Genomic DNA, 26,987 nt, shown 5'->3' on the forward strand with positions numbered 1-26,987 from the left:
ACGCGGTGCTCTTGCGAACTGCTCACACGATCATGGCACGCGAGCGGAGTGCTGACGGGCCGTTCGTCCGGCATCGGTGACGAGGCGGACACAATGAGCGAGAAACTTTTCCCGCGTCGCGGTGACGGTTCCGTCGAGGTATCCGACGAACAACGAGGTGAGTGCTCCTACGACACCGATGGCGACCAGGTGCTGGTCTTCGACATCGATGCCGGTCAGTTCTGCACGAACCAGTTCGACGAAAGTGGGGACGAGTGCGGTTCCGCTTCGGCTGATGGCAGGCTCGGACAGTGGTGCCAGCAGTAAGACTCGGCCCACGGCGGGGTTGTCGAGAACCAATTCGACGAAGGCGCGGACCGGTGCGCCGGCCCTGTCCTCTTCGACAGAGGTCGCGACGGCGGTTTCGATGGCAGCACGGGCCCGACGACCGACGTGGGCGTAGACGGTTCGGACGTACTCGTCGCGGTCGGTGAAGCTCTCGTAGAAGTATCGCTCGGTCAGGGAGGCACTGCGGCAGACCGCACGGACGCTGACTGCGGGTCCGCCCGGGGAGCCGAGAAGTGCAACACCGGCGTCGAGCAGCGTCGCGTACCGGTGTCTTCGGCGTTCGTCGATGTTCACCGGTCTCCTCGCCTCTATTGACTACGGGTGTTGTCGAATCCTAGTCTGACAACATGTGTAGTCAGTCTGGGGTCGGTAGGCCGATTCCGCTGGGGCCCGAGTCCTTGACGTGGGAGTACTTCGGCGATTGGCGCGGCATGCTGCAGGGGGTATGGGCCGGATCCATGCAGAACATGCATCCTGGGCTCGGTGCAGGCGTCGAGGAGCATTCGACCTTCTTCGACGAACGTTGGCAGCGCTTGTACCGATCGCTGTATCCGATCGGCGGCGTGGTCTTCGACGGCGACCGGGCCGAACGAACTGCGTTGGCCGTCCGTGGATATCACGACAACATCAAAGGTATCGACGCCAAAGGCAGGCGTTATCACGCGCTCGACCCGGATACCTTCTACTGGGCGCACGCAACGTTCTTCATGGGGACCGTTCTGACGGCCGACCACTTCATGGGTGGCCTCGGTGAAGAACAGAAACGCCAACTGTTCACCGAACATGTTCAGTGGTACCGGTTGTACGGGATGAGCATGCGCCCGGTTCCCGAGACATGGGAAGACTTCCAGGTGTACTGGAGGTACATGTGCCGCGAGGTATTGGAAGACAACAAGGCCACTCGCGATGTCCTCGATCTGTCGGGGCTGGGGCCCCCGCCGTACGCGTCGTGGATTCCAGCGCCGATCTGGGCCGTTCTCCGGCGACCGGTCGCGCGAGGTTTCGTGTGGCTTACCGTCGGCCTCTATGACCAATCGATACGAGATCTGTTGGGCTACAACTGGACCGAGCGTGACGAGCGAATCTTCTCCGCCGTGGGAAAGTTAATCGACAAGGCGTTTTCCGTGGTGCCTCGTCGATACCGTATGCATCCAAGAGGGCGAGCAGGTTGGGACCGCGCGACCGGGCGTGTTCCGGCCGACGCGGCACTACCCCAAACCCCGGCACGCAATCTTCCGCCGATAGGTGAGCGGAACGATCCGAAGCACTACAGTCCTCGGGTCTAGAGGTTCCACTCACCTGTCCACGGAGGCTGCCTAGGCATCCCACCAGGGTCGTAGTGGGAGGCCCGCTTCACCCTTGGGTCCGAGCTTGACGCCCAGAACCTGGTGCAACTGAACGACATTGCGTTCGAATCCCAGACGTGAGCCGGCCATGTAGAGGCCCCAGATGCGGGCCGTTCCTTCACCGGCCTCGGCGACGCACGCGTCCCAGTTGTCGACGAGATTGCGGCACCACGCGGCCAGCGTGAGGGCATAGTGCTCGCGGAGGCTTTCCTCGTGCCGCACCTCGAGGCCGACATCCTGCATCTCGCTGATGATGCGCCCGGAGCCGGTCAGCTCACCGTCCGGAAAGACGTACCTGTCGATGAACGATCCGGCTTTGGCGTGGCTTCGATTGTCGGGGCGGGTGATGCTGTGGTTGAGCACTCGGCCACCGTCGCGCAACTTCGACTGAATGAAGCTGAAATAGGCTGGATAGTTGCTCACCCCGATGTGCTCGGTGAGGCCGATCGAGGACACCGCATCGAAACCGGTCTCGGCGACGTCGCGGTAGTCGGAGAAGCGAACCTCGGCGAGTTCGGAGAGCCCTTCGTCGGCAATGGCCTGCTGCGCCCAGTCTGCTTGCTCTCGTGAAAGAGTCGCGCCGATGACCTTGACGCCACGTCGTGCGGCATAGCGGACCATCGAGCCCCAGCCGCAACCGATATCGAGCAGTCTGTCGCCTTCCTTCAATCCGAGCTTCTCGAACACCAGGCGGTACTTGTTCTCCTGTGCCTCCTCGAGGGACTGCTCCGGTGAGGTGTATGCGGCACAGGTGTAGGTCATCGATTCTCCGAGTACATACTCGTAGAACGTATTCGACACGTCGTAGTGGTGCGAGATCGACTCGGCGTCACGAGTCTTGGAGTGGCGCAAGCCCTCCGCGATTCGACGCCACCGCGGAATCGCCTCCTGTGGCGGCGGAGCAATGGGACGCAGCAGGTCCCAGCCGAGAGAGCGGGTGATCGTGGCGAGAGTGAGGGCGGACGGCCTGCGGAAGTGCAGCTCGTCTCCCATCACCCGCAACAACTCGTACGGATCTCCCGGATGTACGCCCTCGGCCTCGAGGTCGCCGGATACGTAGGCGCGGGCCATGCCGAGGTCACCCGGAGCGGTCGCCAAGTAGGTGGCGCCGCGCGGGCTCTTGAGCTTGAGTCCGAGCGTGGCATCCTCCGGACCGGCGGCGCTGCCGTCGTAAGCGCTGAAACGGAGGGGGATGTTTCCGTCGGAAAGCAGCTCGAGAATCTCCGAGATGGTGAGCTTGTGGGTGCGGCTCGCGTCGCTACTGGTGGATTCTTTCAACGTTGTCATTTTCCTTGCACCGCTTTCGAGTACATGTCCAACAGACGTGACTTCGGATCGTACTTTTTCTTCAGTTCTTCGAATTTCTCGCCGCCGTACAGCGCGGCAAACTCTGCCTCGGAGTAGTAAGCATCCGAGTAGAGCGACTTATGCCCATCGAAGTCGGTGACTTTCTGTTCGATGGCACGATTGGTGGCACCTTCCGGTTGGCCGGGGACAATGGGGACCGAAGACCAGAAGCCGATGTTGACGTAGGTCTTCTCGGGCTGGAGCGGATACAACGGCCATGGTCGCGTACCGTCGGCGCCGTCAGGTGCCGGATTACGAAGGCGCAACGGGCACAGCCACAATGGCTCGATGGGGATTTCGTCGAGGAACCAGCGCAGAAATGGGGCGGTGTTCTCGATGGGAACCTCGACGTCCTGAACGACGCGCTCGCGCGGTGGTCTTCCCTTGCGGGCCTCGAGGCGATCGGCGATATCGTATTTGCGGTCGAGGCCGATGAGCTTCCAGTAGAAGCTGGAGCGTCGATACTTCTTCGGCCAGAGACGTCGAATTCTCGGGTTCTGGGTGCCGAAAGCGCGTGAGCACCAGAACCAGTCGGTATCCCAACGCCACAGGTAGTCGTGAATTGTCAGTCGATCGGTCTTCGGTTCGGTGCCGTCGTGCTGGATCGAGCGGTAGAAGATGTCGGGCCCGGCGTGGTACTCGCTGACCGGGCCGGGCTCGGCCGTTTGGGTACCCAGTGTCAGGTAGCTTTCGTCGGCGGAGAACACGACGCCGTCTAGGTAGTGGACTTCGATGTCGTCGTACGCACGCTCGGAAACGATGGTGTCCATCGTCGACTGCATCGTGTCGAGGTCGTGGAAGCGCACGTGACGGAGAGCGACGAACGGTTTTACCGGTTCGAGTTGAATCTTCAGTCGGGTCGAGTATCCGAGGGTGCCGTACGAGTTGGGGAAACCTCGGAACAGTTCGGCGTTCTCGCCGTCCGGTGTGGCGGTGATGATCTCGCCGGTTCCGGTGAGGACGTCGATCTCGAGAACGGATTCGTGTGGAAGTCCGTTGCGGAAAGAGGTGCTCTCGATCCCGAGGCCGGTGACGGCACCGCCGAGCGTGATGGTTTTCAGTTGCGGGACGACGAGCGGGGCCAGGCCGTACGGCAGCGTTGCGTCGACCAAGTCCTCGTAGGTGCACATTCCGGCCACATCGGCTGTCCGATCCGTCGGGTTAACCGTGATGACTCCGGTCAGCCCCGATACATCGAGTCCGGGGGCGGTCGAGCCTGCTCGTGCTCGAAAGAGATTCGAGGTCTTCTTCGCCAGGCGCACCGTCGCGTCCTCGGGGATTGCTCGGTAGCTTGCAAGTAGTGCGCCGACTCCGGCGCGATACGCGGCGAATCCGATCTCTCGGGGTTCGGGTCGTCGTCTGGTCAGCACGTTCGCGAAAGCCACAGACTGACGCTATCTCTACTGCAGGTCGAGGGCCACCGAGAATGCGTCCTCTTACGTAAACTTTCACGCAAATGTTGTGCGAAAGTGGCGTTGGAACCGGACGAATCGGGCAAATAGATGCGTCTTGCATGTCTTTTGCACGGCTAAATAAAAGTTGGTGAACCCTGTCACATCCCCGTATATCGTTGGGTCGACGCTGCGCCAAGGGCCGGCAGGATGGTGCTTTGTCGAGCGGGGCGCGGCTAGGCTGAGATGTGTAACCGAACCGAGAGGACACCACAGTGCAACCCGGTGAGCAGCCCGACATCGCGTCGATCATGCAGCAGGCGCAGCAAATGCAGCAGCAACTGATGGCCGCACAAGCCCAGATCGCCGAGATCGAGGTGAGCGGGCAGGCGGGCGGAGGATTGGTCACGGCAACGGTGAAGGGCACAGGCGAACTCGTCGGCCTGACGATCGACCCGAAGGTTGTCGACCCGGACGACGTCGAAACACTGCAGGATCTGATCATCGGCGCGATCGCCGACGCGGCGAAATCCGCTCAGACCGTAGCGGCAGACAAGCTCGGTCCGCTCACTGGTGGGCTCGGTGGCGGTTCGCTCGGCCTTCCCGGCTTCTAGGACCGACACGTGTACGAAGGTCCTGTTCAGGATCTGATCGACGAACTCGGAAAACTTCCAGGTGTTGGACCCAAGAGCGCTCAGCGCATTGCGTTTCATCTGCTGAGCGTGGAACCACCCGACATCGACCGGCTCCTGAAAGCGCTGCAACGCGTCCGCGACGGTGTCCAGTTCTGCACGGTGTGTGGCACTGTCTCCGACAAAGAGCTGTGTCGAATCTGTGCCGACCCGCGACGCGATCGCAGCATCATCTGCGTCGTCGAAGAGCCCAAAGATGTTCAGGCGGTGGAAAGAACGCGGGAGTTCAAAGGTCGCTACCACGTGCTCGGTGGTGCCCTCGATCCCTTGAACGGCGTCGGCCCCGATCAACTTCGCATTCGAGAGTTGTTGGTGCGAATAGGAAACCAGGACGATGGCGTCGATGTGTCCGAGGTGATCATCGCCACGGACCCGAACACCGAGGGTGAGGCAACGTCGACGTATCTGGCCAGGACGATGCGTGACTTCCCAGGTCTGTCGATCACCCGGCTGGCCTCGGGGCTACCGATGGGTGGGGACCTGGAGTTCGCGGACGAGCTCACCCTGGGTCGGGCACTGACGGGGCGTCGGGTGCTCTGACCCGATCAGCGCGTTCGACGCCGCCGGCCTTTCACGTGACCAGCGGGACACTCTAGCGGCTGAGCCGCTCCTTCCGCAGTTGGGTGACCTCGGGGAGGTCGAGCGGCTCCAGCGGCGATCCGAGCGCACGTTCGAGGAGGTAGTCCGCCAACTCGGGATTGCGCGCGAGTACCGGTCCGTGCATGTACGTCCCGATCACCGAACCCTGTACGACGCCTTCGCGTCCGTCGCCGACACCGTTGCCGACACCGTGCGTGACTTTCCCGAGCGGAGACGCGTCGACACCGAGTGTCGTTCCACCACGGTGGTTTTCGAAGCCGGTCAAATGCGAAGTGAGCCCGGAGAGCAAAGGTTCGGTGACGACCTCACCGATCGACCGCGTCGCCTGCGGCTTGGTGGTGACGTCGAATAGTGACACGCCGTCGACGCGCTCGCCGGAGGACGTTTCGTACCAGTGTCCGAGGACCTGGATAGCTGCGCAGATCGCGAGGACGGGCACGCCGCGTGCGGCCGCATTCTGCAGTCCGGGATATCGGGCGAGGTGACGCGTCGCCAATCGTTGCGCCGAGTCCTCGGCCCCGCCCAGGGTGTAGACGTCGAGCGAATCGGGTACCGGGTCCTGCAGGGTGATGTGGACGACTTCGGCGTCGATATCTCGCATCCGAAGCCGTTGCCGGAGAATCAACGCATTGCCGTTGTCTCCGTAGGTTCCCATGACGTCGGGCAGGACGAGCCCGATCCGAACTGTGGACTCAGACATCGTGCACCTCACGGGCGAGTGCGCGGCCGAGGTCGCGAAACGCGGTGTAGTTGGCCAGCACTTCCACGCGTCCGGGTGGACAGGATGCGATGGCCTTCAGCGGGTCCGTCACGGTGGTGTGGGGGGAACCGGCATAGAGCAGGCGCACACCGAGGTCGGTCGCGCGTTCTCCGGAAGCGACGACGGCGACGTTCTCGAAGTGTTCGAAGCGTACGTCCCACAGCCAGGAGAGGTCTTCACCGTCGGGAACCTGACCGTTGACGGCGATGACCAGACCCTCCACCGTGGGGTCGATCATCGACATGGCTTCCTGCCATCCCGCGGGATTCTTGGCGAGAAGCAGACGTACGGAATGAGATCCGTACTGGACTGTCGAGTAACGGCCGGCGACCTCGTCCACCCCCGACGCCGCCGCAACGGCATCGACCGCGCTCGCACCGAGGGTCACGGCAGCGGCGACGGCTTGAGCTGCGTTACCGCGGTTGGCTCTGCCCGGCAGGGCCAGGGACATCGGAATCTTCAGACTGTTCGGCCCGTACAGATTTTCGTCGTCGAGCCACCAGTCCGGTGTCGGGCGCTCGAAGGCCACGCCGTTTCCGACGTCGCTGCCGGTGCTGTACCAGTGGTCGCCGTCCCAGACTATCGGTTCGCCGGTCCTCGGGCAGCTGACGGAGTCTCCCGCCCAGCCGCCTCCCGCGGCCACCCATACGACGTTGGGGGCGTCGAAGGCGGCAGACGTGACGAGGACGTCGTCACAGTTGGCGATGACGACGGTCTCGGGGTGCCGTGCGAGACCGGCGCGCAGCTTGCGCTCGATCATGTTGATCTCGCCGACGCGATCGAGCTGATCGCGGCTGAGGTTCAGTAGTACGACAGCGTCGGGGGATACCGCGTCGCACACGTGGGGGACGTGGAGTTCGTCTACTTCCAGCGCAGCTATCGGTGCATCGAGATGCGCGAACAAGGCCGCAACGATTCCGGCATCCATGTTGGCGCCGTCGGCCTGGGTGGCTACTTCTCCGAGGGGAGCGAGAGCCGCCGCCGTCATCCGCGTCGTCGTCGACTTTCCATTGGTACCCGTCACCACAACCGTGCGACGGCCGGAGCCGAGGCCGGTCAGGATGTCGGGGTCGATCTTGAGGGCGACGAGGCCTCCGATCATCGATCCCTTGCCCCGGCCTGCCTTGCGTGACGCCCACGTTGCAGCATCGGCTGCTCGTAGTGCCAGCCTTCCGCGTGCACCTATCGCCGCTCTGCGCTCACCCGCTCGAACCATGCGCCGAGTCTGGCACAGACTGGCCGACGAACTCTCCTCGGAAGTCACCCCGGACCGCTATCTTGGTTTCTGGAACATGTTCCAAAAACGATGAAGGGACTACTTTTCATGGCTCCAACTGCCGATGTCATCCGCAAGACGGTCAACGCATACGTTCAGGCCGTCGCACACGGCACAGTCGACGACGTCTTGGCTTTGTACGCCGAAGGCGCCACGGTGGAAGATCCGGTCGGCACCGAGGTCAAGACCACCGAGGCCTCGATCAGGGAGTTCTATGCCGTGGTCGAACCGATGGAGCAGACCGGAGAGGTGCTGACGGTGCGGATCGCGGCGAGCACCGCTGCGTTCCACTTCAAGCTGACAACCAAGTTCGGCGACAAGATGCTCGAGATGTCGCCGATCGACGTGATGGAGTTCGACGACGAGGGCAAAATCACTTCGATGCGTGCAATCTGGGGTCAGGAAGACATGGTGCAGATTCCCTGAACCGAGGTCGATCACGCCCCGGGCTCACGGCTCCAGTCGTTCCCCGAGTTCCGGTCATTCCGCCGAGACAGCCACCGATGACGACAGCTGCGCCGATCAGAGACAAGGCACTCGGGGACTCGTCGAGGAAGATCCACGCTCCGGCGATGCCGACGACTGGGACGAGCAGGGAGAACGGTGCGATGACACCCGCGGGGTGGCGACTGATCAGTACCGTCCAAAGACCCGATCCGGCGATCGTGCCCAGCAGCACGATGTAGGTGAGACCGGCGAGCGCCGGCCAACCCGACGAGCTGAACGAGTCACCGAGGGCACGCCACCCCGTGGATGGTCCTTCGACGGCAGCCGAGAGTGCAAGCATCGGAAGCGGCGGGACAACGCACATCCACAGCATCAGCCGCATTGGTTCGGTCGACCTGGCAAGCCTGTTGCCGAGGTTGCCGAATGCCCATCCGAGCCCGGCGAGCAATGTCAGTACGACGGGCAGCAACGACGCGGCCTGTGCTCGGTCCCAACCGATGAGGACCATACCCGCGACGGCGACGGTGATGCCCACTGTTCGGCGGGGACCGACGTGCTCACGAAGCAGCAACGCGCCGAGGACGATGGTGAACGGTGCAGAGGATTGCAGCACGAGGGAGGCGAGTCCGGTGGGCATCCCGGCTTTCATCGCAGCGAAGAGAAAGGCGAATTGAAGAAATCCGAAGCCGAACCCGTAGAGCAGAAGCCATGCGATCGGCACCTTCGGTGGACGAACGAACAGCAGTACCGGGATCGCGATGACGAGAAACCGAAGACCGGCGAAGAAGAACGGCGGGAAGTGATCGAGCCCTACCCGAATGGCAAGAAAGTTGAGCCCCCACAGCACCGCGACGGTGAGCCCGAGGAGTCGATCGCGGTTGTTCACGGTCACTATCCTGATCGGTAGCAAACATCAGCACAATCTAATAAATCCGCATGAATGATTAAGCTGTGCTTCATGAACGTCGAGCGCTTGCGGATCCTTCGGGAGCTGGCCGACCGCGGGACGGTCGCGGCAGCGGCTTCGGCGTTGTCCTTGACCCCGTCCGCGGTGTCCCAGCAGCTCAAACTACTGGCCAAAGAAGCCGGTGTGACGCTGTTGGAGCCCGACGGCCGAAGGCTGCGATTGACCGCTGCCGGGCACGCGCTCGTGCTGCGCGCCGACGAGGTCGTATCGGCTCTGGACAGAGCTGCAGCGGAGATGGCCTCGTACAGTAACTCCCCGCGTGGGCGGGTGCGTGTCGCACTGTTTCCGTCGGGCGCTGCGCTACTGCTTCCCGGTGTACTGGGCAGATTGAGCGAGAGCGGAACTCGCCTCGACGCCAGCGACGAGGATCTCCCCGCATCTTCCGCATCGGCGCTTCTTGCGGACTATGACGTCGTCTTGACTCATCGTGATGACGTTGCCCCGGCGACCGCGGCCATGCGTATCGAGGTCGTGCCGCTGATGCGTGAACCGATCGATCTGGTGCTACCGCCCGATCACGCACTGGCAGAGCAGGATTCGGTAGATGTGCGCGAGCTGGCGGATGAGCGCTGGATCAGCGTGCGTGGTGGCTTCCCGGTCGACGACGTTTTGCTCTCGGTCGCGGCAGCTACCGGAGTGCAACCTCGAGTTGTGCAGCGCATCAATGATTTTCGGGTGACCGAGGAGCTCGTGGCTCGCGGTCACGGTGTCGCACTGATGCCGCGTTATGCGGTGGTGCATCCGCTGCTGGTTCGACTGCCATTGAAGGGGGTGAAGGCCGGACGGATCTACGAACTCGTGACGCGACCGGGAGCGAACAGGCTTCCGGCCGTCGCCGCGGTTATCGAGGCTTTTCGTGCGGAGGCTTCGCAGGTGAGCGGAAATGCATGACCTGTCGTACATTTCCGCTCAGGTGCGAAGAAATCTTTTTACTGTAGTGCCTTGGCCTTCAGCTGCGCGAACTCGTCTTCGGTGATGGTTCCGCTGTCGAGAAGTGCCTTGGCATGTGCAATCTCCTCGGCGGAGGTGCGTCCAGCGACCTGCTTGATGTACTGCTCTTGCTCGTCCTTTACGTGCTGCATGGCCGATATCTGACGCTTGGTCATATCGCCGCCCTTGGCAATCAGGTAGATCAGGGCTGTGATGAACGGTGCCAGGATGAGGAAGAAGACCCAGATGGCCTTGACCCATCCAGAGCTCTTGTGATCCCTGAACAAGTCTCCGATGATCGAGAAGAGCACCATGAGATAGGCGATGAATGCGAAGCTGACGATGATAAGCCAGAGGAAATCCCAGAACGAATCCACGATTCGATACTCCATTTCGAGTAAGAGCAATTCCTGACGACAGAAATTGGTGCGGGTCTTGCGCCTCAGTGTCGCACTAATCTTCGAGCAAGATCATCATCCGAAACAGGTGAATTCACCCGTGTCGGATGATGCCGCCGTCGGTGAATGCAAGGAAATATCGTTTCGATGAGTGAGACGGTGTTCGACATTGGGCCGGTTGGTCTGTTGGTCATGACATTTCCCGGTGATCGGGCAAATCCCAAGGTGGTCGAGGCGCTGCAAAGCGTGATCGCCCAAGGCTCGGTATCGCTTCTCGATCTGGTGTTCATCGGACGAAGACCGGACGGAACTTATCGTCAAGTCGATGTCGACGAGAAACTCGAAGACGTGGGTCTCGAGATCCTCTCGCTCGAAGCCAAGGCATTGATCAGCGACGAGGACCTCGACGTCGTGCGTGAGTCCCTCGAACCGGGGACCTCCGCCGCAGTTCTCGTCTACGAGCAGACCTGGGCCCGAACCTTCGCGAACGCATCGCGCGCGGCAGGTGGCGAAGTCGCACTGCACGTTCAAATTCCACGGGAAACAGTCGAAATCGCGCTCGCCGCAGCGCTGGTATAGGAGAAGCACATGGTATTCGGACGAGGACGCGTCGGCAGGCCGGGACTACTCGGAACGGTAGCCCGCACCGCTGTTGTCGCGGGGACGGCGAACGCGACGTCCAACGCGATGAATCGCCGCAGACAATCGCGCGAGGAGCAACAACAGGCGCCACCGCCACCGCCACCAGTAGCTGCACCAGTAGCTGCACCTCCAGTCGAGGACGATCTCGTCGGCCAGATCCAGAAGCTGGCCGCGCTGCGAGATGCAGGGGTGCTCGACGAGAACGAGTTCGCGGCAGCGAAAGCAAAGCTCCTCGCCTGATCCCCCCGGGGGCGGTGGAACACACGGGCCCCTCTCCGCTTAGGCGGAGAAGGGCCCGAGTGATCGGCCGAAGTTACTTCAGGGCGCGATTGACCGCAGAAACGAGCGCTCGCAACGATGCGGTGGTAATCGACGTCGCGATACCAGCACCCCACACCGTCACCGCAGTACCGGAGGGACCGGTGACCGAGGCCTCGACGTAGGCAGCTGCCTGGGCGTCGTCGCCCGCAGACATCGCGTGCTCGGAGTAGTCCAGGACGCTGATGTCGTAACCGACCGTCGACAGCGCGTCGACGAAGGCGGCAAGGGGGCCGTTGCCGGATCCGGTGATGTCCTGCTCGACACCGTCGAGCAGGACCGTCGCGACGATGCTGTCGGTTCCGCCGTCCGTTTCGGCCGCGATGACGCGCTGCTTGATGCGCTCGAGCGGACGCACCGGACTCAGATACTCCTCGGCGAAGACATCCCACATTTCCTTAGGGGACACCTCGCCGCCCTCACCGTCGGTGATGCGCTGAACAGCCTGCGAAAACTCGATCTGCAGGCGTCTCGGCAGTGCGAGGCCGTGATCGGACTTCATGATGTAGGCGACGCCGCCCTTGCCGGACTGCGAGTTGACGCGAATGACGGCTTCGTAGGTGCGGCCTACATCTTTCGGATCGATCGGCAGGTATGGAACCTGCCAGGTGATCTCGCCGACATCCGAGTCCTGTTCGTCGGCGGACACTTTCATCGCGTCCAGGCCCTTGTTGATGGCGTCCTGGTGGCTTCCGGAAAATGCCGTGTACACCAGGTCTCCGCCGTAGGGGTGACGCTCGTGGACGGGGAGTTGGTTGCAGTACTCGACTGTCCGACGCACCTCGTCGATGTTCGAGAAGTCGATCTGCGGATCGACACCGCGGGTGAACAGGTTCAGACCCAAGGTGACCAGGCATACGTTGCCGGTGCGCTCACCGTTGCCGAAGAGGCATCCCTCGATACGGTCCGCGCCCGCCTGGTAGCCGAGCTCGGCAGCGGCGACGCCGGTTCCGCGATCGTTGTGCGGGTGCAGTGACAGGATCACGCTGTCACGACGATCGAGATTTCGGCTCATCCACTCGATCGAGTCCGCGTACACGTTCGGCGTGGCCATCTCGACCGTTGCAGGCAGATTCAGAATGATGGGCTTGGCTGGTGAAGGATCGATGACGTCGACTACGGCGTCACAGACCTCTTTGGCGTAGGCGAGCTCGGTACCGGTGTAGGACTCCGGCGAGTACTCGAATCGCCAGTCGGTGTCCGGGTACTTCTTGGATTCCTCCAGGCATTTACGTGCGCCGTCGGTCGCGATCTTCTTGATCGTGTCGCGTTCCGCACGAAACACCACACGACGTTGCAGAATCGACGTCGAATTGTAGAAATGCACGATGACGTTCTGTGCACCTTCGCACGCGAGAAATGTACGCTCGATGAGCTCGGGTCGGCACTGCGTCAGAACCTGAATCGTCACGTCGTCGGGAATGGCGCCGTCTTCGATTATCTCGCGAACGAAGTCGAAATCGGTCTGGCTCGCCGAGGGAAATCCTACCTCGATCTGCTTGTAGCCCATGCGGACCAGCAGGTCGAACATACGTCGCTTACGTGCCGGACTCATCGGATCGATGAGCGCTTGGTTACCGTCCCGAAGGTCGACCGCGCACCACTGCGGAGTCCGGTCCGTCACCTTGTCCGGCCAGGTGCGGTCGGGGAGGGTGATCGGCTCGACCTCCTCGGCGAACGGCAGGTACCGGTACGTCGGCATCGAAGAGTTCTTCTGGGTGTTCCACGCCGGCTGGTCGCTGGGAGCGGGCCGCGAGGGCGGAGTAATCGTTTTCGAGGTGAATGCGTCGGCTGGTGACATTGGCTCAATCTCCGAAGTTACTGGCTGAAATGGTTATCGACCGGCGCGAAAAACCCCGCGACGGGAAGCCAGTCTGATTCAGACCCCGTCGCGGCGATCGAGGAGGAGCGCACGCTGCATGAATAGAAGTGTACTACCGCGAGCCCAAACCTCGTGCCGGGGTCGGTAAGGAAAGTTCAATCGGGAAGTCTTCGCAACTCCACGACGGTCAGTCCCAACGCGTCGAAACGCGCAAGCATCCCGCGCAAGGCAGTCTCGTCGTCCACCGGACCGAACAACCGGGTGAACGGCATCGGGACTTCGGTGGTGGCAAGATCGGGGAAGGCAGCCTGCGCACGTTCGGACAGCTCACCCTCGACGAGGAATTCGTACCGAACTCTGCGCGTGTTGATATCGGCGGGCTGAGCCATGGTGCTGCTCCTTCGCGGTCCGCTGCTGGCGTTACTACCAGGTTCCGCGCCCCCGGCCGCCGCGGCATCACCCGCAGATGGTGAACCCGCGCCACGTCTCCGGTCGGCGCATCACAGCAGACCGAGTTCGTGCGCGGCGGAAATCGCGTCGCGTCGCGATCTGACCTCGAGCTTGCGGTAGATGCCACGCAAATGCGTCTTGACGGTATTGACGGACACGAAGTGATCGGACGCGATTTGCTCGGCCGTACGCCAGGACGGCAGTTCGCGGAGCAATTCCAGTTCGCGGGGTGTCAGTGCGTCCGACATCCTCGACTCGGCCGCAGCAGGATGCCTCGGTACTACTTCGCGGGCGCGATCTGCGAATGGTTCGAGCAGACCGAACCGTCCGCGATTGTGCGTGAGAATGTCCCGCAAAGCGGCACCGCCCTCGGCGAACGGCAGCAGTATCGCCTCGGGTTCGGCCTCGGCAAGAGCGCGGCACACGAGTTCGAACGCGCGTGCCGGATTGCGTCGTGCCAGCGCGACCTTTGCAGCAGTGATGGCAGCGCGGATGGGAGTTGTGAAGCCGGCGCATGGGAGCTGACCGCCCAGGATCGCCGTCAGTTCGGAGTCTGCGACGTCGAAGCGTCCGTGCACGCGGTGGATCTCGGCGGACAACAGGGCAACCTCGCCGACCGTGCCGAGCCGTCGCCTCGTGACATCTATCAGCTCGGTTGCCCAGAGAGTTTCGCCCGCCGTCAGATATCGACGCTGAACCATCGGCGCCAGCAGTGCCTCGTAGGCGGGGACCACCGGATGAACCGACTCGATCCACTCACGGCCTGCGGCGCTCACCTCCTCGATCGTCCCGTTCAGTACGAGAGCCGCGCGCTTTCCGTACTGCGCGACGGATGAATCAGCGGATCGACCGATGCTCGACCACACCTCCTCCGGTGCCACGGACGTCGGTGTCATACGGATATGGGCAACGAGAAGTTCGAGCGATTCGGCGACCGAGAAGAGCGGAGTATCGGTCAGTGAGTGTAGGCGTGCGTAGGTGACGGCGCGCTGGCCACGAGCAAGGGCCTCGGTCAATCTACCGGTGAGAAAGCAGATCCCGGCAGAGGTCACCAGGCAGGTCGTGACAACCGCCGGAAGATTTCCAGCCCGACCGTTTGCTACCGCGTCCTCGAGGTAGCGCTGCGCCTCGGTGGTTCGACCCAGATGCAACTCGGCGAGTCCGGCGATCAGCAGCGCGTAGGAATCGAGTTCGGGCGAACCGGATTCGCCGAACTCCAGCTCGCGTAAGCGACACAAAGCGTCCTCGATGTCGTTGCCGACGTGCACCCTCGCATGAACCTCGAGAGTTCGACGCAAAATCTCGAAATCGAAACTTGCAAGCTCGTCGACTGGCCTGCGCCGGAGCGCCGTCAGCGTCGAGGTCGCCGGCGCAACGCTTCCGATGGTCAATAGTGCTGCTGCGCTGATCAACTGAACAATATCGTGTCGACGTACCGAAGCCGGACTGTCATCGATAGCGGTCAGAACCTCCGAAGCGCTGCCGCGCAGTACGAGTCCGAGACCGGACTCGCTGACGATCTCGAGAATCGACTTCGAATCACCAGCGTGCACGCTGTGCTGCAGAGCCTGCAGAGCCTGCAGGGGCTGCCGGTAGTCGCTGAACCAGGAGGATGCGACGCGCTCGAGGCTTCTGATCTGCCCGGCGCCGAGGCGACAGATTTCGGCGCGAAGATAGCCACGCATCAGCGGATGATATCGATAGGTGGGTTCTGATCCGGGGATCTGATCGATGAGAAAGTTCTGCGCGAGCAGGTGATCGATGGTGGCCTGCGCACCCCCGACGCCGGTCAACTTCTCGGCGAGATCGGTTGTGAACCATTCGGGTACGGAGGTCTCGATCAGGAACGTACGAGCATCGTCGGGGAGTCCGGCCAAGATCTCGTTCACGAGATAGTCGGCGACCGAGTGCTGTGTTCCGGTGAAACCGTCGATGAGTTCGGGAGAATTCGCGCCACCGCTCAACGTCATCGCAGCCAGCCTCAGACCAGCTGCCCAGCCCTCGGTCCGGTTCATGACTTTCACCAGATCGGCTCGGGCAAGGGTGATTCCGGATCGCTGGAACATATCCGACGCCTCATCGGTGGTGAATGCCAAGTCAGCTGCGGAGATGTCACGGACGAGACCGTCGAGCCGCGGTTTCTGTAGTGCGAGTGCAGGTTCGAATCGTCCAGCGACGATGATCCGGAGATTGCATGGGGGCCAACGCAGAAACGTACCCAGAAGGGCCAGTACTTCACGGTTGTGCAAGAGATGGGCGTCGTCGAATATCAGGCAGATTTGTGCGTCGACGCTTTCGATGGCCTCGACCAACAGTGCGCTGAACTCCGAGTAGGACGGATCGCGCACGGATGGAAGGGATCCGACAGCAGAAGCGAGGTGGGGCGATCCACACTGGGCGAGCGCCGAGACGACGCACGCTCTGAGCACGGCCACGTCGTTGTCGGTTTCGTCGATGGTGAGCCATGCGAGAAGGGTGTCGTCTTCGGCGTCGATGGTATGGACCCAATCGACGAGCAGGGTCGTTTTGCCTGAACCGGCGGGCGCCGTGATCTAGGCGATGGGGCTGCGGTCACCTGTCGGTTCGAGCATGGTCAGGAGGCGCGGTCTCCGAATCGTGGCGCCGGATCTCTGTGGTTTTCGGCTTCGCACTCTCGGTGCGGCAGAATGCAGCGTATTCATATACGACCGTCTCCCGACGAAAAGGCCACACGGGTTTGCTGGACGCGTCGATAATATTTCACTCGAAGTGATCGTGGGTGACAAATAGCGGTATTCGATACTGATCAGTATGTTTATTTCGCCTTCATGCATACCCCTGCCCTTTACGGGGATGAATGCCGGATGCGTCGAATGGACAATGCGGAATATGCCGCCGTGCGGTCTCCTTGGTCGAAATGTGTGCGCGCCCCATTTGTCGCGAATGTCGCGACTTGTCCGGTGACCAGCCCGCCCGCACCGTGTCGCTGCAGGTGGAGGGCTCCGACGGGCCCTCCACGGAACACCCAAGGCTGCTGGCGACGACATACCTCGGTAAGGTGGCGGGGCCAGATGCACCACAAACACACATGAAATTGCACCGGAGGTACACACGCGTGGCTCTCATCGTCCAGAAGTACGGCGGATCGTCGGTGGGATCCGCCGAACGTATCCGACGCGTCGCTGAACGAATCGTCGAGACCAAGAAGGCCGGCAACGACGTCGTCGTCGTGGTCTCCGCCATGGGCGACACCACCGACGAACTGCTCGACCTTGCCAAGCAGGTGTGCCCAGCCCCACCCGCCCGTGAAATGGACATGCTGCTCACCTCGGGTGAACGAATTTCCAACGCACTCGTCGCGATGGCCATCCACTCCCTCGGCGCCGAGGCTCGTTCCTTCACCGGATCGCAGGCGGGCGTCGTGACCACCAGCGTGCACGGCAACGCCAAGATCATCGACGTGACACCGGGTCGTGTCCGCGACGCACTCGACGAAGGTGCGATCGTGCTCGTCGCCGGATTCCAAGGCGTCAGCCAGGACAGCAAGGACGTCACGACACTCGGCCGCGGTGGTTCCGATACCACTGCCGTCGCACTCGCCGCTGCGCTGAATGCCGACGTCTGCGAGATCTACACCGACGTCGACGGCATCTTCACCGCCGATCCGCGCATCGTTCCCAACGCCCGCCACCTGAGCGCAGTCTCTTTCGAAGAGATGCTCGAAATGGCGGCATGCGGCGCCAAGGTGCTCATGCTGCGATGCGTCGAATATGCCCGTCGATACAACGTTCCCGTACATGTTCGGTCGTCGTACACCACGAAACCCGGAACAATCGTCTCCGGATCTATGGAGGACATTCCAGTGGAAGAAGCCATTCTCACCGGCGTCGCACACGATCGCAGTGAAGCGAAGGTCACCGTCGTCGGCCTGTCCGATGCACCTGGCTACGCAGCCAAGGTCTTTCGCGCCGTCGCCGATGCCGAGATCAATATCGACATGGTGTTGCAGAACGTATCCAAGATCGACACCGGCAAGACCGACATCACCTTCACCTGCCCGAAGTCCGACGGCCCGAGAGCAGTGGAGATGTTGACCAAGCTGCAGGGTGAGATCGGCTTCGCCCAGGTGCTCTACGACGATCTCATCGGCAAGGTCTCGCTCGTCGGTGCAGGCATGAAGACCCACCCCGGTGTTACAGCGACGTTCTGTGAAGCACTCGCCGACGCCGGCATCAATATCGACTTGATCAGTACCTCGGAGATCCGCATCTCGGTACTGGTCAGTGACACCCAACTCGACGAGGCAGTGCGCGTACTGCACGCCGCCTTCGATCTCGGCGGCGACGAAGAAGCTGTCGTGCACGGCGGAACAGGAAGGTAGGGGAGATGACCACAGTCGCAGTAGTAGGCGCCACCGGTCAGGTCGGTGCTGTCATTCGAACCTTGTTGGAGGAACGCAACTTTCCAGCCGACACGGTGCGGTTCTTCGCCTCGGCGAGATCAGCGGGCAAGAAACTTCCGTTTCGCGGGGAAGAGATCGTCGTAGAGGACGCGTCGACGGCCGATCTTGCAGGCATCGACATTGCACTCTTCTCCGCTGGAGCCACGCTCTCACGTGCGCAGGCACCACGGTTCGCCGCGGCAGGCGCAGTCGTCATCGACAACTCTTCGGCATTCCGTAAGGACCCCGAGGTGCCGCTCGTCGTCAGCGAAGTCAATCCGCAGGAGGCGAAGAACCCACCTAAGGGCATCATCGCGAACCCGAACTGCACGACCATGGCCGCGATGCCGGTCCTGAAGGTGCTGCACGACGAAGCCGGCCTTCGCCGCCTCATCGTCAGCAGTTACCAGGCAGTTTCGGGCAGTGGGCTTGCAGGCGTCGAAGAACTCGCGACGCAGGCACGCGCCGTCATCGGTGACGTCGAGAAGCTGGTGCACGACGGATCTTCGGTGGATTTTCCGGCTCCGAACAATTACGTAGCGCCGATCGCGTTCAACGTTCTTCCGCTGGCCGGGGCGCTGGTGGACGACGGATCAGGCGAGACCGACGAGGATCAGAAGCTGCGTAACGAATCGCGGAAGATCCTCGGACTCCCGGACCTGCTGGTCAGTGGCACCTGTGTGCGCGTTCCGGTGTTCACCGGGCACTCGCTGTCGATCAACGCGGAGTTCGCGAACCCGCTCTCGGTGGAACGTGCTCGTGAGCTTCTCGCAGCGGCACCGGGCGTGACGTTGGTGGATGTGCCGACACCGTTGCAGGCTGCAGGCAAGGACGACTCCCTCGTCGGGCGTATCCGGCAGGACCCGGGCGCTCCCGAAGGCCGCGGACTCGCACTGTTCGTATCGAGTGACAATCTTCGTAAGGGTGCTGCGCTCAACACCATTCAGATTGCCGAACTGCTGGTCTAGATCTACCCGATCTGCTCCCCGGTTGTGCGCTCTAGCACAACCGGGGAGCAGATCGCGGTGGGCTCAGCCCAGCCGCTGCCCGTCACCCGATCCGTCGAACAGATGCGCATGGGCCTCGTCGAACCGTACGTGCACGACCTGACCCTTCTGCGGTGGATCGCGCCAGTCGGCGCGCGCGACGATCGTCTGCGTCCGGCCGTTGATATCAGCGCGACCGAACACGAAAGCTTCCGAGCCGAGTTCCTCGACGATGTCGATTTCGAGCTTCACTCCCGAGTCTGCGATCTGCACGTGCTCAGGCCTGACACCGAACACGACCTCCGCCCCGGACGACGCCGCAAGGGCCTCGCGCTGAACCGGAATGACTTGATCACCGATCTGCACCCCGCCGTAGGTAATCGGCAGCGTGAACAGATTCATCGACGGCGAACCCATGAAACCCGCGACGAATACGTTGACCGGGGTTCGGTACAGCTCGCGCGGTGAAGCGCACTGCTGCAGCACTCCACCCTTCAAGACTGCGACGCGGTCTCCCATCGTCATTGCTTCCACTTGATCGTGCGTCACGTAGACCGTGGTGGTGGCCAACCGCCGTTGCAGTTGGGCGATCTGGGTACGCGTCTGCACCCGCAACTTGGCGTCGAGGTTGGACAGTGGTTCGTCCATGAGAAATACCTGCGGCTGACGCACGATGGCGCGCCCCATGGCGACTCGCTGCCGTTGACCACCGGAGAGTGCCTTCGGCTTCCGGTCGAGGTAGTCCTCCAGGTCGAGCAGCCTCGCAGCCTCGAGCACTCGCGTGTTGATCTCTTCCTTGCTCGCCTTGGCCAGCTTGAGCGCGAAGCCCATGTTCTCGGCGACGCTCATGTGCGGATAGAGCGCATAGTTTTGGAACACCATCGCGATATCGCGATCCTTGGGCTCGGCGTCGGTGACGTCCTTGCCCCCGATGAGGATCCGTCCGCTGTTCACTTCTTCGAGACCGGCAAGCATGCGGAGCGAGGTGGACTTGCCGCAACCGGAGGGGCCGACGAGGACGAGGAACTCGCCGTCCTCTATCTCCAGGTCCAGTGCGTCCACTGCAGGCGCATCCGAGCCCGGGAAAAGCCTGCTCGCGCGATCGAAGGTAATCGATGCCATGTTCTGTGAAATCCCTCCACCGGCAGGAACGTGCCGGACGATCCGAGTGTGGGGTATCGACGGGTGCCGACGAAGGAACATAGTATGGGCGCGGTCACACTGGTTGGCGGGAGGGTAGCCCGCGGAGCGACCCAGGTGGGCGGGAGGGTAGCCCGCGGAGCGACCCAGGTGGGCGGGAGGGTAGCCCGCGGAGCGACCCAGGTTGGCGGGAGGGTAGCCCGCGGAACGACCCAGGTTGGCGGGAGGGTAGCCCGCGGAACGACCCAGGTTGGCGGGAGGGTAGCCCGCGGAGCGACACGAAGGGTGTGGATGTGGACGGTATTTCGCGCAGGTCGGTCTTTCGGAGCCTCGCTTTGGTTGCTGCCGTTGCCGGGGGTGCAGCGCTGCCGTCGAGTTCGGTAGCTCGGCGGGCTTTCGCCGACGATATCTTCGGCGGCCGTAGCCCTTTGCTGTTCCATTCGCCCACGCTTGCTCCGTTTCGTGACGAGTTGCCGAGGCTGCCGGTTGTCGGGGGTTCGCAGGTGTCGCTCGATGCGCGCAGCGCGATGCATTCGTTCCATGCCGATCTCCCGGCCGGTCCGACGTTCGGATACGGCGAAGTCGATTATCTGGGCCCGACCATCGAGTCCGTGCAGGGTCAGCCGTGGACGTTGAATTACACCAATCGCACCGAAGGCAATCCGCTCGCAGCCGATGTGGATACTTCGCTGCACGGGATGAGCGAGCAGGACCGGCAGATGACTCCGACGTCGTTGCATCTGCATGGGAGTATCACTCCGCCGGACAGTGACGGTAACTCCGAGATGCTCGTCCGCCCGGGTGAATCTCTCACTCATAGGTTTCCGGGGCTCAACGAGGCTGCAGGGCTCTGGTACCACGATCACGCGATGTCGATGACGCGCATCAATGTCTACGCGGGTTTGGTCGGAACGAATCTGGTTCGGGATCAATTCGATTCGGGCTTCGCCGACAATTCTCTGGGGTTACCGTCCGGTGAGTTCGAAGTACCGTTGGTGCTGCAGGAAAAGATCATGAATCCCGACGGCAGCATGAGCATCAGATCCAATATCACTGTTCCTCAGGGAAAATGGGAAGGCGGCGCGACCGGAGACGTCGGCGTCGTCAATGGGAAGATCTGGCCGACGATGGAAGTCGCGCGTGGGCTCTACCGCTTTCGTATCGTCAACGCCGGCTCCTACAGCGTGTGGAATCTGTTCTTCGGCAACAGAATGCGGTTCTGGGTGATCGGGAACGACGGCGGGCTTCTCGATGCGCCGGTGCAGACCGACAGTATTCGACTGGCGCCGGCCGAACGGGTCGATGTGCTGGTCGATTTCGGCTCGCTGGCACCCGGCGAACTGGTCGAGCTCCGCAACGACGAGCCGCCACCCGCCCAGGCTGCATCGTTGGGAGCGGTGCCGATGCCATTGTTCTGTCAGTTCAGGGTGGCGTCGGGCCGAGGATTTCTCGGTGACGTCATGACGATGTATCGCGGCGGCAAGGGCCAGCCACCACTGCTCCCGACGGTTCCTGCTGCTCAGGTGCAGCGGACGGTGACCGTCAATCAGCCTTCGGCAGGGTTGTCATTGGCGCCGCCGATGATGACGCTCAACAACCTTCGATACAGCGACCCGGATATCGAGATGCCGACGCAGGGCGTCGTCGAACAATGGAACATCGTCAACACCACCCTCGAACCCCACCCGATTCACCTGCATCTGGTGCACTTTCGCACGCTCGGTCGAGCGCCTGTGGATCTGACGGCGTACATGCGTGACAGCCCGCGCCCGGACGTCGGCGTCAAGTGGGCTCCCGACGTCGAGCGGTATGTGACCGGGCCGCTGTCTCCGCCGGCCGCATGGGAGTCGGGTGCGAAGGACACCGTCAACACGTACCCGGGGACCGTCACGCGAATTCTGGTGCGATTCCCCACCGCTGATGAGCTCGAATTCGACCCTGACGCGACTTTCGCAGGCCCTGCACCTGTGCACGATGGCGGCCACGGTGCTCACGAGGCTGCTGGTGGGCAGGGTGGTTCTACCGAGCTGCAGGGTTACATGTGGCACTGTCACATGCTCGATCACGAGGATCACGAGATGATGCTGCGTTACCGACTCCGCGCCTAGATCCCCTCCCGGCGGGGTTGAAAAGAAACTTACAGTCAGTCTGGACTGTTTGTTGATTTCGGGTTACAGTCGCTCGTGTGACCCAGAGCACCAAGCCGCAAGAGCGGCGCACGCAGGCACAACGCACTGCCGGAACGCAGACGAAACTGCTCGACGCGGCAATCGACTGCCTGGTCGAAAAGGGGTTCGCAAGGACCAGCACGCAGGAGATCGCACGGCGTGCCGGCGTGTCCCGCGGAGCGCAACTACACCACTTCCCGACCAAAGAATCGCTTGTCACTGCCGCCGTCGAACATCTGGTGGACAAGCGGCTGGCCGAAATTCTCGAGGCGAACACCGATGGCACCCGGGGCGTCGAACTCCTCAGCGAAGCGTTCTCCGGACCGCTGTTCTACGCCGCCCTCGAACTATGGGTGGCCGCGCGAACCGATCCGATATTGCACGAGGCCATGGTCCCGTTGGAACGGAAGGTCGCCGACGCCATTGCCGGCGGTGCCGCCGAGATCATGGGTAAGACGATGTCGCCCGAATCCATCGAGCTGAGCGTAGAACTCGCTCGCGGACTGGCGGTGTCGTCGATATTCCGCACTTCCGACGCCGACGCCCAGCTGCGGGCCCGACTTCTCCCGGTATGGGAGGCAAAGGTGATCCAGTCATGACGAGTACCGAATCAGTCCTTGCCGAGGAATCCACTTTCCCTGAAAAATCTATGTTGCCGAAATCGGTGCACGTACTTGTCGTGGGGGCTGGATTTGCCGGTATCGCCGCGGTCTCCCGGATCCTGCAGGACGACCCCGACGCCGATGTTCTCGTCATCGAACGAGCACACGATATCGGCGGAACGTGGCGTGACAACACGTATCCGGGATGCGCCTGCGACGTCCCGACCTCGCTGTACTCCTTTTCCTTCGCACCGAGCCCCGAGTGGTCGCACACCTTCGCGCGTCAACCGGAGATCTACCGCTACCTGCGCGGAGTCGTCGACAAGTCGGGTCTGGGCAGCAGGATCATCACCGACTGTTCGCTCGACGCGGCGCGATGGGATGCGGCGCAGAACATCTGGATCGTAGAGACGAGCAAGGGCATCGTGCACGCCGATATCCTCGTTGCCGCCACCGGTGCGTTATCGACCCCGAAGTTTCCTGACGTACCCGGTCTGAAGAAGTTCACTGGCACGGTATTCCACTCGGCGACGTGGGATCACGAGCAGGACCTGACCGGCCGCCGCGTGGCGGTCATCGGTACCGGCGCGTCCGCTGTCCAGTTCGTTCCCGAGATCGTCGACCGTGTCGAACGGCTGACGGTATTTCAGCGAACGCCCGCTTGGGTAGTTCCCAGGCTGGACCGCACCCTCGGCAAGATCGAACGCATGTTGTACCGGAAGTTCCCGGCTGTCCAAAAAACAGTACGCGGAACGATATACAGCTACCGCGAGCTCTACGTCACCGCGCTGGCGCACAACCCCTGGGTGCTACCGGCGGTGTCGGTGGTCGCCAAGGCTCATCTGCGCAGACAGGTGAAGAACCCTCTGACCCGAGCTGCGCTGACGCCGGACTTCACGATCGGCTGCAAGAGGATGCTTCTTTCCAACGATTGGCTCTCTACCCTCGATCGGAACGATGTCGATCTCGTCACGAGCGCGCTTACTTCGGTCACCGAAGATTCGGTGACCGATGCGGCAGGCAACTCGTATCCGGTAGACACGATCATCTTTGCCACCGGATTCACCCCGACAGAGCCTCCGGTATCGCACGCGCTGACCGGCCTCGACGGGCGCACCCTTGCCGAGCATTGGGACGGCAGTCCGAATGCGTTCCGCGGCACCACGGTGCATGGTTTCCCCAACCTGTTCCTCATGTACGGGCCCAACACCAACCTCGGTCACAGTTCGATCGTGTACATGCTCGAGTCGCAGGCGAACTATCTCGCCTCCGCACTCGAACAGATGCGAGAGGGCGGGATCGTCAGCGTGGAGGTCACCGAAGCGGCTCAGCGGCAATATAATTCGTGGATTCACGATTCGTTGGCAGGAACGGTATGGAATTCGGGCGGGTGCTCGAGTTGGTATCTGGATGCGGAAGGCCGCAACCCGGTCATGTGGCCGACGTACACCTTCACCTTCCGGAACTCGACTCGCACCTTCGACATTGTGGACTATGCGAGTACGACAGCACGGAAAGGCGTTCGGGTATGAGCGATTACGACGTCCTCGTCATCGGATCAGGGTTCGGCGGTAGTGTGGCGGCCCTGCGCGCAGTGGAGAAGGGATACCGCGTCGGAGTGCTCGAATCCGGCCGACGCTTCACCGACGAAGAATTACCGAAGACCAGTTGGCGGCTCCGAAAGTACTTGTGGGCGCCCGCTATCGGATGCTATGGCGTCCAAAGAATCCATCTTCTCCCCGATGTTCTGGTGATGGCAGGCGCGGGCGTCGGCGGTGGTTCGCTCAACTATGCCAACACGCTGTACCAACCTCCGCGCCGATTCTTCGAGGATCCGCAATGGGGGCACATCACCGACTGGCATCGGGAACTCGCGCCGTACTACGACCAGGCCAAACGGATGTTGGGCGTGGAGACGAACCCGACCATCACGCCCTCGGACAAAGTCATGAAAGAAGTGGCCGAGGACATGGGAGTGGGGGACACCTTCACCAGTACGCCGGTCGGCGTCTTCTTCGGAACGCCAGGGCAGGAGTCACCGGATCCGTTCTTCGGTGGAGTCGGACCAGCGCGGACCGGGTGTACCGAGTGCGGATCGTGCATGACGGGATGCCGGGTCGGGGCCAAGAACACTCTTGTCAAGAACTATCTGTACCTGGCAGAAAAAGCTGGCGCACAGGTACTTCCACTGACAACTGTGACGGCTGTTCGGCCCGTGCCAGGCGGCGGATACGAGATTTCCACACGCAGGACCGGTGGCAAGCTTCGCCGAAGTGTCACCGTGCTGACGGCAGACCAAGTGGTCTTCGCAGCAGGTACGTACGGAACCCAAAAGCTGATGTTGGCGATGAAGGACACTGCTGGACTCCCTAATCTGTCGAACAGGATCGGCTCACTGGTCCGGACCAATTCGGAGGCTGTGCTTGCCGCGACCGCACGGGGCCGCGAGGTCGACTACACCGAAGGCGTCGCGATCACCTCATCGTTCCATCCCGATGACCACACGCATATCGAACCAGTTCGCTATGGCAAGGGCAGCAACGCGATCGGGCTGCTACAGACCGTGCTGAGCGACGGCGGAGGTAGAACGCCTCGCATGCTGAAAACGCTCGGCGTGGCGCTACGCCATCCGGGAGCGGCGTTCCGCAGCCTGTCGGTCCGCCATTGGTCGGAGCGGACGGTGATTGCGCTGGTGATGCAGACCGACGACAACTCGCTCGAGCTGGGATCGACGAAGGGTTTCTTCGGCAGACGGCTCACCAGCAGGCCCGGCGCCGGCGATCCGCCACCGCAGTGGATCCCGCAGGGCCACGAAGCAATCAGGCTGCTCGCGGACAAGATCGGCGGCGACCCGGGAGGGTCCATGGCCGAGATCGTCAACATCCCGATGACTGCCCACTTTCTCGGCGGATGCGCTATCGGAGACTCGGCCGACACGGGCGTCGTCGACGCCTATCACCGTGTCTACGGACACGTTGGTCTCCATGTGGTGGACGGTTCGGCCGTCAGCGCCAACCTCGGTGTCAACCCATCGCTCACCATTACCGCCCAGGCCGAGCGCGCTATGGCGTTGTGGCCGAACAAGGGTGAGCCGGACCGACGCCCAGAACTGGGAGACGGGTACCGCGAGATCCTCCCGACGTCGCCGAGAAGCCCGGTTGTACCTGCCGCTGCTCCAGGCGCACTGCGACTGCCGTTGACCGTCGTTTCGGTCGACGCTCCTGGAGGTACGACATGTGGAGCGTGACCGAATCCGAATCGGCGAGAACCGAGTGGCCGGAGAGTCCGCCGCCGCCGTGGCCTGCCGAAGTGAAAGCCACCATCTGGTGGCACCGGGCTCGGCCCGCCGGGCGTGCGCTACAGAGGGGTCGGACGATTCCGATCACGTTGGTGATGGTCATCGATTACCTGAACTCACCGGTCGGGCCGTACCGTGAGATTCTCGCCAGTCCGGTCTTGCAGCGTCCGGGTCGTGGAATGGGACCGATGCCACGAATATCGGTTCCGTTCATCGCTGTCGACTCCGAGACTTCGGTGCACGGTGGCCGCACACACTGGCATCTACCCAAAGTTCTTGCGGAGTTCGGCGGCGAGGTACTTGCCGACGCCTCGGTATCAGGTGAAGGGGCGACGGGAGACGGATGGTCGGTAAGCACGCAGGCGAAAGGTATCGGCCCGAGCTTCCCCATCAAGGGTGCGCTCGGGTTCGCACAGCCTTCGGACGAGGGTTCGCTTCTGGCGACTGCTCGGTTGACGGGTAAGGCTCGGCTGGCGCGGGTCCAGGTCGCGGCGTCGGGTCCGAGCTTGGGCGAGTGGATTGCCCCGGGCACCCATTTCGGGCTGCAGATTGTTTCCGGCCGGATGGCCACTGGGCCGTCGTCCCTGCTCAGCGGTGGTCATGTGTAGTTAGCCTTCCTTTTCTTGACTAATTCCAGAAAAGGGGCATACTCGAATACAT

25 protein-coding genes are annotated in these 26,987 nt (G+C 62.3%); 14 read left to right on the forward strand and 11 right to left on the reverse strand.

Features of this window, described 5'->3' with window-relative positions; translation table 11 throughout:
- Positions 1-30: 30 nt before the first annotated feature.
- A complete protein-coding gene (locus E5720_RS11625) occupies positions 31-621 on the reverse strand; it encodes a TetR/AcrR family transcriptional regulator (RefSeq protein ID WP_136170782.1) in 591 nt (196 codons plus the stop codon).
- Positions 622-674: 53 nt separating this feature from the next.
- Between E5720_RS11625 and E5720_RS11630 the strand changes: the two genes are divergently transcribed.
- Positions 675-1,613: an oxygenase MpaB family protein gene (locus E5720_RS11630; protein WP_136170783.1), complete on the forward strand. Its 939-nt coding sequence runs from the start codon at positions 675-677 to the stop codon at positions 1,611-1,613.
- A gap of 30 nt (positions 1,614-1,643) precedes the next feature.
- Here E5720_RS11630 and E5720_RS11635 read toward each other — a convergent pair whose 3' ends face one another.
- Entirely contained in the window at positions 1,644-2,960 is a 1,317-nt protein-coding gene (locus E5720_RS11635; protein WP_136170784.1) for a class I SAM-dependent methyltransferase, read from the reverse strand.
- On the reverse strand, positions 2,957-4,357 hold the full coding sequence (locus tag E5720_RS11640) for an FAD-binding oxidoreductase (protein ID WP_136172628.1): 1,401 nt from the start codon (positions 4,355-4,357) through the stop codon (positions 2,957-2,959). The genes E5720_RS11635 and E5720_RS11640 overlap by 4 nt, the downstream gene beginning before the upstream one ends.
- Before the next feature lie 329 nt (positions 4,358-4,686).
- On the opposite strand from E5720_RS11640, the gene E5720_RS11645 reads away from it, so the two are divergent.
- A complete protein-coding gene (locus E5720_RS11645; protein ID WP_136170785.1) occupies positions 4,687-5,025 on the forward strand; it encodes a YbaB/EbfC family nucleoid-associated protein in 339 nt (112 codons plus the stop codon).
- 9 nt (positions 5,026-5,034) lie between these two features.
- A complete protein-coding gene (recR, locus tag E5720_RS11650; RefSeq protein ID WP_136170786.1) occupies positions 5,035-5,643 on the forward strand; it encodes a recombination mediator RecR in 609 nt (202 codons plus the stop codon).
- Positions 5,644-5,695: 52 nt separating this feature from the next.
- Here recR and E5720_RS11655 read toward each other — a convergent pair whose 3' ends face one another.
- Both E5720_RS11655 and E5720_RS11660 read right to left on the reverse strand, forming a co-directional pair.
- Complete coding sequence (locus tag E5720_RS11655; protein WP_136170787.1) at positions 5,696-6,403, reverse strand: glutamine amidotransferase; 708 nt, start codon at positions 6,401-6,403, stop codon at positions 5,696-5,698.
- Entirely contained in the window at positions 6,396-7,679 is a 1,284-nt protein-coding gene (locus E5720_RS11660; RefSeq protein WP_136170788.1) for a MurT ligase domain-containing protein, read from the reverse strand. The genes E5720_RS11655 and E5720_RS11660 overlap by 8 nt, the downstream gene beginning before the upstream one ends.
- 108 nt (positions 7,680-7,787) lie before the next feature.
- Here E5720_RS11660 and E5720_RS11665 point away from each other — a divergent pair, with 108 nt between their 5' ends.
- On the forward strand, positions 7,788-8,165 hold the full coding sequence (locus E5720_RS11665; protein WP_136170789.1) for a nuclear transport factor 2 family protein: 378 nt from the start codon (positions 7,788-7,790) through the stop codon (positions 8,163-8,165).
- On the opposite strand, the gene E5720_RS11670 is transcribed toward E5720_RS11665, so the two are convergent.
- On the reverse strand, positions 8,113-9,072 hold the full coding sequence (locus E5720_RS11670) for an EamA family transporter (protein ID WP_136170790.1): 960 nt from the start codon (positions 9,070-9,072) through the stop codon (positions 8,113-8,115). The genes E5720_RS11665 and E5720_RS11670 overlap by 53 nt on opposite strands.
- 72 nt (positions 9,073-9,144) lie before the next feature.
- Between E5720_RS11670 and E5720_RS11675 the strand changes: the two genes are divergently transcribed.
- A complete protein-coding gene (locus tag E5720_RS11675; RefSeq protein WP_136170791.1) occupies positions 9,145-10,044 on the forward strand; it encodes a LysR family transcriptional regulator in 900 nt (299 codons plus the stop codon).
- A 38-nt stretch (positions 10,045-10,082) separates the two neighbouring features.
- Here E5720_RS11675 and E5720_RS11680 read toward each other — a convergent pair whose 3' ends face one another.
- Positions 10,083-10,460 carry an SHOCT domain-containing protein gene (locus E5720_RS11680; protein ID WP_247595928.1) on the reverse strand — a complete coding sequence of 126 codons (378 nt, stop codon included), beginning with the start codon at positions 10,458-10,460 and terminating at the stop codon, positions 10,083-10,085.
- A 168-nt stretch (positions 10,461-10,628) separates the two neighbouring features.
- On the opposite strand from E5720_RS11680, the gene E5720_RS11685 reads away from it, so the two are divergent.
- Both E5720_RS11685 and E5720_RS11690 read left to right on the forward strand, forming a co-directional pair.
- Entirely contained in the window at positions 10,629-11,060 is a 432-nt protein-coding gene (locus E5720_RS11685) for a DUF6325 family protein (protein ID WP_136170793.1), read from the forward strand.
- Between the two features lie 9 nt (positions 11,061-11,069).
- On the forward strand, positions 11,070-11,363 hold the full coding sequence (locus tag E5720_RS11690; protein WP_136170794.1) for an SHOCT domain-containing protein: 294 nt from the start codon (positions 11,070-11,072) through the stop codon (positions 11,361-11,363).
- A 73-nt stretch (positions 11,364-11,436) separates the two neighbouring features.
- Here the strand turns inward: E5720_RS11690 and leuA are convergent, their stop codons facing one another.
- The 3 genes from leuA to E5720_RS11705 all read right to left on the reverse strand — a co-directional run bounded on the left by leuA (position 11,437) and on the right by E5720_RS11705 (position 16,148).
- Entirely contained in the window at positions 11,437-13,242 is a 1,806-nt protein-coding gene (gene leuA / locus E5720_RS11695; RefSeq protein ID WP_136170795.1) for a 2-isopropylmalate synthase, read from the reverse strand.
- A 176-nt stretch (positions 13,243-13,418) separates the two neighbouring features.
- Positions 13,419-13,652: a hypothetical protein gene (locus E5720_RS11700; RefSeq protein ID WP_084345665.1), complete on the reverse strand. Its 234-nt coding sequence runs from the start codon at positions 13,650-13,652 to the stop codon at positions 13,419-13,421.
- A 111-nt stretch (positions 13,653-13,763) separates the two neighbouring features.
- Positions 13,764-16,148 (reverse strand): LuxR C-terminal-related transcriptional regulator, encoded by a 2,385-nt coding sequence (locus E5720_RS11705; RefSeq protein ID WP_247595929.1) that lies wholly within the window; start codon positions 16,146-16,148, stop codon positions 13,764-13,766.
- A 659-nt stretch (positions 16,149-16,807) separates the two neighbouring features.
- Between E5720_RS11705 and E5720_RS11710 the strand changes: the two genes are divergently transcribed.
- Complete coding sequence (locus E5720_RS11710; protein WP_084345663.1) at positions 16,808-18,073, forward strand: aspartate kinase; 1,266 nt, start codon at positions 16,808-16,810, stop codon at positions 18,071-18,073.
- A gap of 5 nt (positions 18,074-18,078) precedes the next feature.
- Positions 18,079-19,101, forward strand: a complete 1,023-nt coding sequence (locus E5720_RS11715) for an aspartate-semialdehyde dehydrogenase (protein WP_136170796.1) — start codon at positions 18,079-18,081, stop codon at positions 19,099-19,101.
- Positions 19,102-19,164: 63 nt separating this feature from the next.
- On the opposite strand, the gene ugpC is transcribed toward E5720_RS11715, so the two are convergent.
- Positions 19,165-20,241, reverse strand: coding sequence for a sn-glycerol-3-phosphate ABC transporter ATP-binding protein UgpC (ugpC, locus tag E5720_RS11720; RefSeq protein ID WP_136170797.1), 1,077 nt, complete (start codon positions 20,239-20,241; stop codon positions 19,165-19,167).
- A gap of 311 nt (positions 20,242-20,552) precedes the next feature.
- On the opposite strand from ugpC, the gene E5720_RS11725 reads away from it, so the two are divergent.
- From E5720_RS11725 to E5720_RS11745, 5 genes are all read left to right on the forward strand, one after another.
- Positions 20,553-22,367 carry a multicopper oxidase domain-containing protein gene (locus E5720_RS11725; RefSeq protein ID WP_136170798.1) on the forward strand — a complete coding sequence of 605 codons (1,815 nt, stop codon included), beginning with the start codon at positions 20,553-20,555 and terminating at the stop codon, positions 22,365-22,367.
- Between the two features lie 77 nt (positions 22,368-22,444).
- Complete coding sequence (locus tag E5720_RS11730) at positions 22,445-23,026, forward strand: TetR/AcrR family transcriptional regulator (protein ID WP_136170799.1); 582 nt, start codon at positions 22,445-22,447, stop codon at positions 23,024-23,026.
- Entirely contained in the window at positions 23,023-24,561 is a 1,539-nt protein-coding gene (locus E5720_RS11735) for an NAD(P)/FAD-dependent oxidoreductase (protein ID WP_247595930.1), read from the forward strand. Before E5720_RS11730 ends, E5720_RS11735 begins: the two co-directional genes overlap by 4 nt.
- Positions 24,558-26,276, forward strand: coding sequence for a GMC family oxidoreductase (locus E5720_RS11740; protein WP_136170800.1), 1,719 nt, complete (start codon positions 24,558-24,560; stop codon positions 26,274-26,276). Before E5720_RS11735 ends, E5720_RS11740 begins: the two co-directional genes overlap by 4 nt.
- Positions 26,264-26,935: a hypothetical protein gene (locus tag E5720_RS11745; protein WP_136170801.1), complete on the forward strand. Its 672-nt coding sequence runs from the start codon at positions 26,264-26,266 to the stop codon at positions 26,933-26,935. Before E5720_RS11740 ends, E5720_RS11745 begins: the two co-directional genes overlap by 13 nt.
- Positions 26,936-26,987: the final 52 nt, after the last annotated feature.

The organism is Rhodococcus sp. PAMC28707 (assembly GCF_004795915.1).
Classification (GTDB): domain Bacteria; phylum Actinomycetota; class Actinomycetes; order Mycobacteriales; family Mycobacteriaceae; genus Rhodococcoides.